This is a genomic window from Pseudomonas sp. ASL8, assembly GCF_056680355.1.
Window position 1 is genome coordinate 990,041 of the sequence record NZ_CM155278.1, and the last position, 12,772, is coordinate 1,002,812.

Annotated in this window: 13 protein-coding genes; all 13 read left to right on the forward strand. The window is 60.6% G+C overall.

The annotated features are described in order from the left end of the window. The first annotated feature begins 48 nt into the window (after window positions 1-48). The 13 genes from AC1MEA_RS04550 (at window position 49) to AC1MEA_RS04610 (ending at window position 12,767) form a co-directional block, all read left to right on the forward strand. The gene (locus AC1MEA_RS04550; RefSeq protein ID WP_480916942.1) at window positions 49-402 is read left to right on the forward strand and encodes a DUF2946 domain-containing protein; all 354 of its coding nucleotides are present in this window, start codon (window positions 49-51) and stop codon (window positions 400-402) included. An 83-nt stretch (window positions 403-485) separates the two neighbouring features. Then, complete coding sequence (locus AC1MEA_RS04555; RefSeq protein ID WP_480916944.1) at window positions 486-2,621, forward strand: TonB-dependent copper receptor; 2,136 nt, start codon at window positions 486-488, stop codon at window positions 2,619-2,621. 87 nt (window positions 2,622-2,708) lie between these two features. Next, the gene (locus AC1MEA_RS04560) at window positions 2,709-4,076 is read left to right on the forward strand and encodes a PepSY-associated TM helix domain-containing protein (protein ID WP_480916946.1); all 1,368 of its coding nucleotides are present in this window, start codon (window positions 2,709-2,711) and stop codon (window positions 4,074-4,076) included. Between the two features lie 338 nt (window positions 4,077-4,414). Next, window positions 4,415-5,680: an urea ABC transporter substrate-binding protein gene (gene urtA / locus AC1MEA_RS04565; protein WP_219062494.1), complete on the forward strand. Its 1,266-nt coding sequence runs from the start codon at window positions 4,415-4,417 to the stop codon at window positions 5,678-5,680. Window positions 5,681-5,816: 136 nt separating this feature from the next. Next, window positions 5,817-7,319: an urea ABC transporter permease subunit UrtB gene (urtB, locus tag AC1MEA_RS04570; protein ID WP_480916948.1), complete on the forward strand. Its 1,503-nt coding sequence runs from the start codon at window positions 5,817-5,819 to the stop codon at window positions 7,317-7,319. Next, window positions 7,319-8,398: an urea ABC transporter permease subunit UrtC gene (urtC, locus tag AC1MEA_RS04575; protein WP_480916950.1), complete on the forward strand. Its 1,080-nt coding sequence runs from the start codon at window positions 7,319-7,321 to the stop codon at window positions 8,396-8,398. The genes urtB and urtC overlap by 1 nt, the downstream gene beginning before the upstream one ends. Next, the gene (urtD, locus tag AC1MEA_RS04580; protein WP_449633985.1) at window positions 8,395-9,258 is read left to right on the forward strand and encodes an urea ABC transporter ATP-binding protein UrtD; all 864 of its coding nucleotides are present in this window, start codon (window positions 8,395-8,397) and stop codon (window positions 9,256-9,258) included. Before urtC ends, urtD begins: the two co-directional genes overlap by 4 nt. 57 nt (window positions 9,259-9,315) lie before the next feature. Further along, window positions 9,316-10,014, forward strand: coding sequence for an urea ABC transporter ATP-binding subunit UrtE (gene urtE, locus AC1MEA_RS04585; protein ID WP_480916952.1), 699 nt, complete (start codon window positions 9,316-9,318; stop codon window positions 10,012-10,014). 55 nt (window positions 10,015-10,069) lie between these two features. Next, the gene (locus tag AC1MEA_RS04590) at window positions 10,070-10,909 is read left to right on the forward strand and encodes an urease accessory protein UreD (protein WP_480916953.1); all 840 of its coding nucleotides are present in this window, start codon (window positions 10,070-10,072) and stop codon (window positions 10,907-10,909) included. A 155-nt stretch (window positions 10,910-11,064) separates the two neighbouring features. Continuing rightward, complete coding sequence (ureA, locus tag AC1MEA_RS04595; RefSeq protein WP_219062488.1) at window positions 11,065-11,367, forward strand: urease subunit gamma; 303 nt, start codon at window positions 11,065-11,067, stop codon at window positions 11,365-11,367. Window positions 11,368-11,390: 23 nt separating this feature from the next. Continuing rightward, entirely contained in the window at window positions 11,391-11,918 is a 528-nt protein-coding gene (locus tag AC1MEA_RS04600; RefSeq protein ID WP_480916955.1) for an N-acetyltransferase family protein, read from the forward strand. Window positions 11,919-11,925: 7 nt separating this feature from the next. After that, window positions 11,926-12,462 carry a GNAT family N-acetyltransferase gene (locus AC1MEA_RS04605; protein WP_480916957.1) on the forward strand — a complete coding sequence of 179 codons (537 nt, stop codon included), beginning with the start codon at window positions 11,926-11,928 and terminating at the stop codon, window positions 12,460-12,462. Beyond that, window positions 12,459-12,767, forward strand: a complete 309-nt coding sequence (locus AC1MEA_RS04610) for an urease subunit beta (RefSeq protein WP_219062485.1) — start codon at window positions 12,459-12,461, stop codon at window positions 12,765-12,767. Before AC1MEA_RS04605 ends, AC1MEA_RS04610 begins: the two co-directional genes overlap by 4 nt. Window positions 12,768-12,772 lie beyond the last annotated feature (5 nt).

Genomic DNA, 12,772 nt, shown 5'->3' on the forward strand with positions numbered 1-12,772 from the left:
CAGCCGCGCCCCAATGGGACGCGAGGCGCATGGCTGAGCCTGTTCGCCATGTTGATGATCTTTATCGGCCCGCTGATTTCCCAGGCGATGCCGATGGATCAGCACGCCGGTATGTCGATGCCGATGTCCGCCTCCATGGACATGACGGCGGACGCCCCCGAGTGCCACAGCGCAGAACAGGCCGCACCCTCGGTCGCGACCGATCATGTCATCTGGGCCAAGTGCGGTTATTGCACGCTGCTGTTCAGTTGCCCGGCACTGCCGCAGGCGCTGGCCTTTATCGCCGCCACCCCGCCAAAACCGACGGGCTTTTTTACCGCAGCAGCCCGCCAGGGTTATGCGCGGCACACCACATTTCCCAACGCCCGCACCCGCGCTCCACCCTCTTCAGTCCTGCTCTGACACCCTTATTGTCCACACCTGCATGCACCGCCTGACGCGGTTGCAGGGTGTGACGATCCTGACTGTTTGATGATGGAACGCTTATGTCCAGCTCCACTGCCAAGACTCGCCTGCGCACGATGCGAGTGGCTCCCTGCTTTACCCTGAACGAACCTCATCTGCGCATGAAACACGCAGTCGCCGTACTGTGCGGTTGCATGTTCACGCCTCTGGCGTTTGCGCTGCCGACCCTTGATGAGCCTCAGCAAGACGCCACCGAAATCAGCCCGATTGTGATCACGGCCATCGCCCCCAGCTCGCCGCTGACGATAGTGACCAACCCCAAAGACCCGCGTCAGCCGGTTCCGGCCAGCGACGGGGCGGATTACCTGAAAACCATTCCCGGGTTTTCCGCCATTCGTGCGGGCGGGACCAATGGCGATCCGGTGTTGCGCGGGATGTTCGGCTCACGCCTGAACATCCTCACCAACGGCGGCATGATGCTGGGCGCCTGCCCAAATCGAATGGACGCACCCACGTCGTATATTTCCCCGGAAACCTTTGACCGCCTGACCGTGATCAAGGGTCCACAGACCGTGCTCTGGGGGCCAGGCGCTTCGGCGGGCACGGTGCTGTTCGAACGTGAGCCCGAGAAATTCGGCGAGCTGGGCAGCCGGGTCAACGCCAGCGTACTGGCCGGTTCAAATGGCCGTTTCGACAAGCTGATAGACGCCGCAGCCGGCGGTGAATTGGGTTACGCGAGGGTGATCGGCAACCAGTCCCACTCCGACGATTACAAGGACGGCAATGGCAATACCGTGCCGTCGCGGTGGGACAAATGGAACGGCGATGTGGCGCTGGGCTGGACACCGGACGCGGACACGCTGGTGGAATTGACGGCGGGCAAAGGTGACGGAGAAGCCCGTTATGCCGGGCGCGGCATGGACGGGTCGCAGTTCAAGCGCGAGAGCCTGGGGCTGCGTTTCGAGAAGTCCAATATCGGCGATGTTCTGGACAAGGTTGAGGCTCAGGTCTACTACAACTACGCCGACCATGTGATGGACAACTACAGCCTGCGCACGCCGTCCGGCACAGGAATGATGGCCGGGCCAATGGCATCGAACGTGGATCGCCGCACCCTGGGCGCACGGATCAAGGCCACGTGGCGCTGGGCCGACGTGCAGTTGATCAGTGGCATCGATGCGCAGACCAACGAGCACCGCCAGCGCAGTGCCATGGGCATCGACGCCTATAAGGAGCTGCCGTGGACCAAGGATGCAGACTTCCACAACTACGGGGTATTCAGCGAACTGACGTGGTACGTCGCGCAGGATAATCGGCTGATCACAGGGGCGCGCCTGGACCGTGCCTCGGCCAAGGATTACCGGAAAAGCAGCGGTTCGGGAATGACGGCCAAGGCGAACCCTACGGCCAACGAGACCCGCGCCGACACCCTGCCCAGTGGCTTTGTGCGTTATGAGCACGACCTTGCCGCAACGCCTGCCACGCTCTACGTCGGCCTGGGCCATGTGCAGCGCTTTCCGGATTATTGGGAACTGTTTTCCCCCACCTCAGGCCCGGCCGGATCACTCAATGCCTTCGACGCGATCAAGCCGGAAAAAACCACGCAACTGGATTTCGGCGTGCAATACCAGCATGACGACTTGCAAGCCTGGGCGTCGGGCTATGTGGGCCAGGTCCGCGATTACATTCTGTTCAACTACACCACCGGCATGATGGGCACGACCTCTCAGGCCGAGAACATCGACGCCCGGATCATGGGCGGCGAACTGGGCGCGGCGTACCAGCTGACTTCCAACTGGAAAACCGATGCGACCCTGGCCTACGCCTGGGGCAAGAACAGCAGTGACGGCACCGCCCTGCCGCAAATGCCACCCCTCGAGACCCGTCTGGGCCTCAGCTACAGCCGCGACGCCTGGAGCGCCGGGGCCTTGTGGCGGGTGGTCAGCGCGCAGACCCGAGTCGACCTGAACAAGGGCAACGTGGTCGGCAAAGACCTCGGTGACAGCGCGGGGTTTGGCGTGTTCTCGCTGAATGGCGCCTACCGGATCAACAAACACCTGAAGGTCAGTGCCGGCGTCGACAACCTGCTGGACAAAGCCTATGCCGAGCACCTGAACCTGGCTGGCAACGCCGGTTTTGGCTTCCCTTCAGACGACCCGCAGTCGATCAACGAACCGGGCCGCACGTTGTGGACCAAAGTCGACATGAGTTTCTAGACCACTGCGCATCCAGAGGAGCGGGCATGCCTGCTCCTTTGTTCCATCAGAACCGTGTTGTAAATGATGTCGCCGGGAGCGCTACACATGAATAAATCAAACGTCTCCTTCTACAACCTTGCATGGCGCTGGCATTTCTATGCCGGCCTGTTCGTCGCACCGTTCATGATCCTGCTGTCCCTGACCGGGATGATTTATCTGTTCAAGCCTCAACTGGACACCCTGATGTACAGCGATTTGCTGTACGTGACGCCAGGCCAGCATCGACTCAGCGCCGATGCGCTGCAACAGTGGGTGCAAGTCGATTATCCGCAGGCGCATGTCAGCAAGTACCTGCCGCCGTTGAGCGCCCAAGGCAGCGCGCAATTCGTGATGCAGCAGGAAGGCCGCGAGCTGAACGTTTTTATCGACCCGTATAGCGGGGATATTCTTGGCGAGCAGGATGCCAGGAATAACCTGCAGGCCATCGCCCGTGCCCTGCATGGCGAATTAATGATCGGCAAAGTCGGTGACCGGCTGATCGAGTTAGCTGCTGGCTGGGGCATTCTGCTCGTGGTGTCGGGCCTGTACCTGTGGTGGCCACGGGGCAAGTCCGGGTCAGGCGTGCTATGGCCGCGGTTCAAGAGTCGCGGGCGCGCGCTGTGGCGAGACGTGCATGCGGTGACCGGTTTTTGGGGCGCCCTGTTGCTGCTGTTGATGCTGCTCAGCGGCATGACCTGGACCGGCTTTTGGGGCAAGCAATTCGCCGACGTCTGGAACACCTTCCCGGCGGCGATGTGGAACGACATCCCCACGTCCGACAAACAGGCCGGCGAGTTCAATACCGCGACCCGCCAGACCGTCCCTTGGGCCCTGGAAAACACCCCAATGCCACTGTCCGGTGACCACGCCGAACACATGGCTCACGGCGGCATGTCGGCACCCGCTGCGCCCACGGTGTCGCTGCAACAGGTCGTCGACATCGCTACCGAGCACCGCATAGAGCCGGGCTACAGCATCACACAACCCGCCACCGCCGATGGCGTGTTCACCGTCTCAGTGTTCGCCGACGACCCGCGCAACGATGCCACCCTGCACATTGATCAGTACACCGGCAAGGTGCTGGCCGATGTGGGCTGGAAGGACTACAGCACGGTTTCCCGCGCCACGGAAATGGGGGTAATGCTGCATGAAGGGAAGTTCTTTGGCTGGATCAACCAGCTCATCATTTTCCTGATTTGCTTGATGGTGCTGCTCAGCGCCGTCAGCGGGTTGGTGATCTGGTGGCAGCGTCGCCCGCAAGGCGGCCTGGGTGTCCCGCCGCTGCGCCATGACCTGCCTCGCTGGAAAACCGCGATCATCATCATGATCGCCGTGGGCGTGGCGTTTCCGCTGGTGGGGGCTTCATTAGTGGGAGTGTGCCTATTCGATCGGATAGTCCTTTCGCGCTTTGCCAAATCCGCCGCGACAGCCTAGATTGCAGGTGTGGGTCCTGATACCTGGCGGGAGGGATTTTGATGAGTTCCTCCCCCGCCCGGTTTCAGGACCCATTTTTCTATAGCCGGCAACGCTTGTTGCCAGTTGCTCTCCCTTGGCATCAAGCCATCTGATACCCCCCAGATTACGCACCGTTTGCACCCGCAACCGCGCACCAAGGGTTTTGCACGGCATCATCGTGGTGCACTCCTGACATATTCAGCCGATATACCCCCCGCATATGCTCCATTTCCCGAGCTGGGCATAGCCTTTGCTAAGAAGCTTTCAGGTGTTCTGATTCGCCCTACTAAAAATTCCAAGTGAATGGAGATGGCCCTATGAAGCGTCGCAGTCTGATCAAAGCTTTCACCCTGTCCGCCTCGATTGCCGCAATGGGCATGACCTGGACTATCCAGGCAGCCGAAACGATCAAAGTCGGGATTCTGCATTCACTGTCCGGCACCATGGCGATCTCTGAGACCTCACTCAAAGACATGGCGTTGATGACCATCGACGAAATCAACGCCAAGGGCGGCGTCAACGGCAAAATGCTTGAAGCCGTGGTCGTCGACCCGGCCTCCAACTGGCCGCTGTTCGCTGAAAAGGGCCGTCAGTTGCTGACCCAGGACAAGGTGGCGGTGGTCTTCGGCTGCTGGACGTCGGTCTCGCGTAAATCGGTGTTGCCGGTGTTCGAAGAACTCAACGGGCTGCTGTTCTACCCGGTGCAATACGAAGGCGAAGAAATGTCGCCTAACGTCTTCTACACCGGTGCGGCGCCTAACCAGCAAGCCATTCCTGCAGTCGAATACCTGATGGGCGAAGAAGGCGGCAGCGCCAAGCGCTTCTTCCTGCTGGGCACAGACTACGTCTACCCGCGCACCACCAACAAAATTCTGCGGTCGTTCCTCAAGTCCAAAGGCGTTGCCGACAAAGACATCGAAGAGGTCTACACCCCGTTCGGTCACAGCGATTACCAGACCATCGTGTCGAACATCAAAAAATTCTCTGCCGGTGGCAAGACCGCTGTGATCTCCACGGTCAACGGCGACTCCAACGTGCCGTTCTATAAAGAGCTGGCCAACCAGGGCCTGAAAGCCACCGACGTGCCAGTTGTTGCGTTCTCGGTCGGCGAAGAAGAACTGCGCGGTATCGACACCAAGCCGTTGGTGGGCAACCTCGCTGCCTGGAACTACTTCGAATCCGTACAGAACCCGGTCAACACCAAGTTTGTCGCTGACTGGAAAGCCTACGCCAAGAAGAAAAACCTGCCGGGCGCCGACAAAGCGGTGACCAACGACCCGATGGAAGCCACTTACGTCGGCATCCACATGTGGGCGCAAGCGGTCGAGAAAGCCAAATCGACCGACGTCGACAAGGTCCGCGAAGCGATGGCCGGTCAAACCTTCGCCGCACCGTCGGGCTTCACCCTGACGATGGACAAGACCAACCATCACCTGCACAAGCCCGTAATGATCGGCGAAATCCAGGACGACGGTCAGTTCAACGTGGTCTGGCAGACAAAGGAACCGATCCGCGCGCAACCGTGGAGCCCGTACATCCCTGGCAACGACAAAAAGCCAGACTATGCAGTGAAGAGCAACTAATCGGGTCTCGGGTTCTCGGACCCGATGCATCCCCTGTAGGAGCTGCCGAAGGCTGCGATGCGGTCTCTCTGACACATCGCAATCGCAGCCTTCGGCAGCTCCTACACAGTCCGCGCATGACCGTGAGACATCCGATATGCCCAATGCCCTGATACGCATCATTCTCACTGTGGCGCTGCTGTTGCCCTTTGCAGCCCATGCCAGTGATGCCGGCGACTTCGTTGCGGCCGATCCCGGGCAACAAGCCAAACTGCTTGAAGCGTGGGCCGCGCAGCCCGATCCGGCACGTGTCGAGTTGATCAATAGCCTGCAACAAGGCCAGATTACCGTCGACGGTGAAACCAAAACCCTCCGTCTGAATAACCGACTGCGCGGGCTGGTCGACACCGCCCTCGCCAGTCATCAATTGCTCGCCGCTGACGCCAAGCTGCGTCTGAGCGCCGCGCAACACCTGCAAAAAAGCGCGAAACCGGCGCAACTGAAATTCCTTGATCGGCAGCTTGCGAGCGAAACCAACGCCGACGTACACACCGCCTTGAGCCTGGCGCTGGCCAATCTGCAACTGGTAGATACCGACCCGGCCGTACGCCTGGCAGCCGTACGCTTACTGGGTGAAACCGGCGACCCATTGGCCCGCACACGCCTGGAAACCCTGCTCGACCCGGCTGTCGAAACCGATGCGGGTGTGCGCACGGCGGCTGAAACCAGCCTGGCGCAAGTCAAACGCAAATTGCTCATCGGCGAGATCCTCGGTCAGGCTTTCAGCGGCCTGTCGCTGGGCTCGATTCTGCTGTTGGCCGCGCTGGGACTGGCGATCACTTTCGGCCTGCTGGGCGTGATCAACATGGCCCACGGCGAGATGCTGATGCTCGGGGCCTACTCCACTTATGTCGTGCAGCTGATGTTCCAGCGCTATGCGCCAGGGGCATTGGAACTCTATCCACTGGTCGCGCTGCCGGTGGCGTTCTTCGTCACGGCGGTTATCGGCATGGCGCTGGAGCGCACGGTGATTCGCCATCTGTATGGCCGTCCCCTGGAAACCCTGCTCGCGACCTGGGGTATCAGCCTGATGCTGATCCAGACGGTACGCCTGGTATTCGGCGCGCAGAACGTTGAAGTCGCCAACCCCGAGTGGCTGTCGGGCGGTATTCAAGTACTGCCCAACCTGGTGCTGCCCTACAACCGGATCGTGATCATCGCCTTCGCGCTGTTCGTGGTGGTCCTGACCTGGCTGCTGCTGAACAAGACCCGTCTGGGCCTGAACGTGCGCGCCGTCACTCAGAACCGCAACATGGCCGCCTGCTGCGGCGTGCCCACCGGACGCATCGACATGATGGCCTTCGGTCTTGGCTCAGGCATCGCAGGCCTGGGTGGCGTGGCCTTGAGTCAAATCGGCAACGTTGGCCCGGACTTGGGCCAGAGCTACATCATCGACTCGTTCCTGGTCGTGGTGCTGGGCGGGGTCGGTCAATTGGCCGGTAGCGTGATGGCGGCCTTCGGGCTGGGCATCGCCAACAAAATCCTCGAACCACAGATCGGCGCCGTACTCGGCAAGATCCTGATCCTGGCGCTGATCATTCTGTTTATCCAGAAACGTCCGCAAGGGCTCTTCGCACTTAAAGGACGGGTGATCGACTGATGAACCAGCCTCTCATGGTTAAGGCCGCGCAAAAAGCCGGCCCGAAAATCACCCTGGCCCTCTGCGCAGTCGTGCTCGTGCTGCTGGTCGCACTGGCACTGTTGTCGTTACTGCCAGCCGATAACAGCCTGCACGTCTCGGCCTACACCCTGACGCTAGTGGGAAAGATCCTCTGTTACGCCATCGTAGCCCTCGCGCTGGACCTGGTCTGGGGTTACGCCGGGCTGCTGTCGCTGGGGCACGGGCTGTTCTTCGCCCTCGGCGGTTATGCCATGGGCATGTACCTGATGCGTGAAGCGGCAGGCGATGAGTTACCTGCGTTCATGACCTTTCTGTCGTGGACCGAACTGCCCTGGTACTGGACCGGGACCAATCACTTCCTCTGGGCCATGTGCCTGGTGGTCTTGGCCCCTGGCTTACTGGCGTTGATCTTCGGTTTCTTTGCCTTCCGCTCGCGGATCAAGGGCGTGTATTTCTCGATCATGACCCAAGCCCTGACCTTCGCCGGGATGCTCCTGTTCTTTCGCAACGAAACCGGCTTCGGCGGCAACAACGGCTTCACCAACTTCCGCAGCATTCTGGGCTTCAGCATCAGTTCGCAGGGCACCCGGGCAACCTTGTTTCTGGCCACCGTGGTCCTGCTGGTGGGCAGCCTGTTTGTCGGCTGGCGCCTGGCGCAAAGCAAGTTCGGCCGGGTCCTGACCGCGCTGCGTGATGCCGAAAACCGCCTGATGTTCTGCGGCTACGACCCACGCGGTTTCAAGCTGTTCGTCTGGGTGCTGAGCGCCGTACTGTGCGGCCTGGCCGGGGCGCTGTATGTGCCGCAAGTCGGCATCATCAACCCCAGCGAAATGTCGCCGACCAACTCCATTGAAGCGGCTGTCTGGGTCGCCTTGGGCGGACGTGGCACGCTGATCGGCCCGCTGCTGGGCGCCGGACTGGTCAACGGCATGAAGAGCTGGTTTACCGTGGCCTTCCCCGAATACTGGCTGTTCTTCCTCGGCGCGCTGTTTATTGGCGTGACGTTGTACCTGCCCAAAGGCGTGATTGGCCTGCTGAAGAAAAGGGGCGAGCAATGAAAACCACACCGACACCCGCCTTCATGCTCGAACCCATCCTCGATCCGAATTCGGACGCGGGCACCAGCCGTGATGCCATCGGCCTCGGCCAGCGTGCCGAAGAAGGCCTTCTTAACACACGGCACGGCACGATCCTGACCCTGGAAGACATCAGCGTCAGCTTCGATGGCTTCAAGGCGTTGAACAACCTGAACCTGTATATCAGCGTCGGCGAACTGCGCTGCATCATCGGTCCCAACGGCGCGGGCAAAACCACGCTGATGGACGTGATCACCGGCAAGACTCGCCCAAGCCACGGCAAGGCCTGGTTCGGCGAGACCCTGGACCTGACGCAGATGAGTGAAGTGCAGATTGCCCAATCGGGGATCGGCCGTAAATTCCAGAAGCCGACGGTGTTCGAAGCCTTGAGCGTGTTCGAAAACCTGGAGCTGGCGCAGAAGACCGACAAATCAGTGTGGGCCAGTTTGCGTGCACGCCTGACCGGCGAGCAGCGCGACCGCATTCATGAAGTGCTGGAAACCATCCGCCTGACCTCTTCGATGCATCGCCCGGCGGGGCTGCTGTCCCACGGTCAGAAGCAGTTTCTGGAGATCGGCATGCTGCTGGTCCAGGACCCGCAATTGCTGTTGCTCGACGAACCCGTGGCAGGAATGACCGACGCCGAAACCGAGTTCACCGCCGAGCTGTTCAAAAGCCTGGCGGGCAAACACTCATTGATGGTGGTGGAGCACGACATGGGCTTCGTCGGCTCGATAGCCGATCACGTCACCGTCCTGCATCAAGGCAGCGTATTGGCCGAAGGGTCGCTGGAAGATGTGCAGGCGGATGAACGGGTGATTGAGGTTTATCTCGGAAGATGATCGACACCCCTGCTCCCACCGTTGGCTCCTTGTCCCTATTTGCTTGAGAACTTACCTATGCTGCAAGTCGACAAGCTCCACCAGTTTTACGGCGGTAGCCATATCCTTCGTGGGCTGTCATTCGACGTAAAGATCGGCGAAGTGACCTGCCTGCTCGGCCGTAACGGCGTGGGCAAGACCACGCTGCTCAAAGTTTTGATGGGCCTGCTGCCTTCCAGGGAAGGCGTGGTGCAATGGGAAGGCAAGGCCATCACCGGTTTTAAACCCCATCAACGGGTGCACGCGGGCATCGCTTACGTGCCCCAGGGCCGGGAAATTTTCGGGCGCCTGACCGTAGAAGAAAACCTGCTCATGGGTCTGTCACGTTTCCCTGGCGCCGAGGCCAAGGAAGTCCCGGCGTTTATCTACGAGCTGTTTCCGGTGCTCCTGCAAATGAAACAACGACGCGGCGGCGATCTGTCTGGCGGTCAGCAACAGCAACTGGCTATCGGCCGCGCGCTGGCCAGTCGCCCTCGCCTGCTGATCCTCGACGAGCCGACTGAAGGCATCCAGCCCTCGGTGATCAAAGAGATCGGCGCAGTGATCAAACAGCTCGCGGCACGTGGGGACATGGCGATTCTGTTGGTGGAGCAGTTCTATGACTTCGCTGCCGAGCTGGCGGATCAATACCTGGTGATGTCCCGTGGCGAAATCGTCCAGCAAGGCCGTGGCGAAGACATGGAAGCACAAGGGGTTCGTGGTCTGGTTACAATTTGATGCGCCAATCCGCTAAGGTGCGGTCTCCCGGCATACCTCATAAACATAACGACGAATGAATCTTCCTGCCCACACCGCGCTGTTCACCCCCAGTTGGCATGCCGAGCTGGAGCTGGGCTATGCACGTTTCGGTGACAGCACACGGCCGGTCATGCGTCGGCATCAAGGCCCGTTGCGGGTGCAAAAACACCTGTATGCCGAAGGCCCGCAGGTCTGTCAGCACATCATTGTTCACCCTCCGGGCGGGATTGCCGGCGGGGATCGACTCGATATTTGCGCCAACGTCGGTAAAGACGCATGGGCACAACTGACCAGCCCTGGCGCAGCCAAGTGGTACCGCGCCGCAAGCCCGGCGTATCAGCAACTGGAACTGCGCGTTGAAGCGGGCGCCACGCTGGAATGGCTGCCACAGGAAACCATCGTCTTCAGCGCCGCCCAAGCCGAGTTGACCACGCATATTGAGCTGCAAGGCGATGCGCGGCTGTGCTACTGGGACATGGTGGCGCTGGGTCGCCCGGCCAGTGGCGAGCGTTTCGACCTGGGTCATTTTCAATCGCATCTGGATATCCGCCGCGACGGCCAATGGCTGTGGCACGAACGCCAGCGAATCATGGGCGGTGATGGCTTGCTCGATTCGCCCATCGGCCTGGACGGCAAGCCGGTTTTTGCCACGCTGCTGATGACTGGCGAGGCCAGCAGTGAATTGCTGGAAGTCTGCCGTAACCTGCAAAACCCGGTACGCGGTAACCTGACCCAATTGCCCGGCCTGTTGGTTGCCCGCTGCCTGGCTGACGAAGCCCTGCACGCACGCGCCTGGCTGATCGAATTATGGACGCTGCTGCGCCCGGCATTGCTGGGGCGCGAAGCGGTTGCGCCTAGAATATGGAGCACCTGATAGTCCGAGATCCATAGGTAGGAGCGGGCTTGCCCGCGATAAGGTCCGCAGGACCTTCATGCGCGCTTAAAAGCACGACCGCTTCGCGGCCGATCGCAGGCAAGCCAGCTCCTACAGGATCGCGGTCGCCTGACCCATTTCAAACGGATTAAACAATGGACCTGACACCCCGCGAAAAAGACAAACTACTGATATTCACCGCCGGTCTGGTTGCCGAACGGCGTTTGGCCAGAGGGGTAAAGCTCAACTACCCGGAAGCCATGGCCTACATCTCCGCCGCGCTGCTGGAAGGCGCCCGTGATGGCAGAACCGTTGCCGAGCTGATGCATGTCGGCACGACCCTGCTCAGCCGCGAACAGGTGATGGAAGGTATCCCGGAAATGATCCCGGAGATCCAAGTCGAAGCGACCTTTCCTGACGGCACCAAGCTGGTCACCGTACACCAACCGATTGCCTGATTTCTGACCCTGCGAGCCCTGTAATGACGTACCTCATTCGTGACGCAGTGGAAGCCGACCTTGCCGGCATCCGCGATATCTACAACGACGCCGTGCTCAACACCACGGCCATCTGGAACGAACAAGCCGTCGATCTCGCCAATCGCAAGGCCTGGTTCGACGCCCGCCAGACTCAGGGCTACCCTATTTTGGTGGTAGTCAATGCGGCTGACGACGTACTGGGTTACGCCTCGTTCGGCGACTGGCGTCCGTTCGACGGCTTCCGGCATACCGTCGAGCACTCGGTTTACGTGCGCGCCGACCAACGTGGTAACGGCCTCGGCCCGCTGCTGATGCAGGCACTGATCGAACGGGCAAGGGCCTGCGACAAACACATGATGGTCGCCGCCATCGAAAGCGGTAATGCCGCCTCGGTGCACCTCCACGAGCGCCTGGGTTTCGCGGTCACAGGCCAGATGGCGCAGGTCGGGACCAAGTTCGGCCGCTGGCTGGACCTGACTTTTATGCAACTGAACCTGTCACCGGATGCCCCCGCCCCCCATCAGGAGTAATACCGTCATGAACGCCGCCCAGTTACGACGCGTCACTGCCGAAAGCTTTGCCCACTATCGTCAAGGTCTGGTCGAGTTGTTGCTGGACGCCGTCAAGCAAGGCGCATCAGTGGGGTTCATGGCCAATCTTCAGGCCAGCGAGGCCTACACCTATTTCGACGGGGTACGTGCAGAGCTGGAAAAAGGCAATGTGCTGCTGTGGGCCGTCGTTCAGGAAGAGCAGGTGCTGGCCAGCGTGCAACTCTCACTGTGCCAGAAACAGAACGGCCTCAATCGCGCCGAAGTACAAAAGCTGCTGGTGCTCAAACCCGCGCAACGGCGCGGGTTGGGTGGGCAGTTGATGACTGCGGCCGAGCTGGCGGCGCACCAACACAAGCGCGGCCTGCTGTACCTGGACACCGAGTCCGGCTCGCCTGCGGAAAACTTCTACCGTTCGTTGGGTTACATCTGCGCTGGCAAGCTGCCCGACTATGCCTGTAACCCTGACGGCGAATACAAAGCGACAGCCATTTACTACAAAACCCTGGTGAGGAAGACCGCATGATCCCTGGCGAATACCAGATCCAGCCCGGCGATATCGAACTCAACGCCGGCCGTCGCACGATCAGCCTGAACGTCGCCAACAGCGGTGACCGGCCCATTCAGGTGGGTTCGCACTATCACTTTTTCGAAACCAACGACGCACTGACCTTTGACCGTATGGCCAGCCGTGGCATGCGCCTGAACATCCCCGCAGGCACCGCCGTGCGCTTCGAGCCAGGCCAGTCGAGGGATGTGGAGCTGGTCGACCTGGCCGGCCACCGCCGGGTGTTCGGCTTTGCCGGACGGGTTATGGGTGAGTTGGATTGAAATGA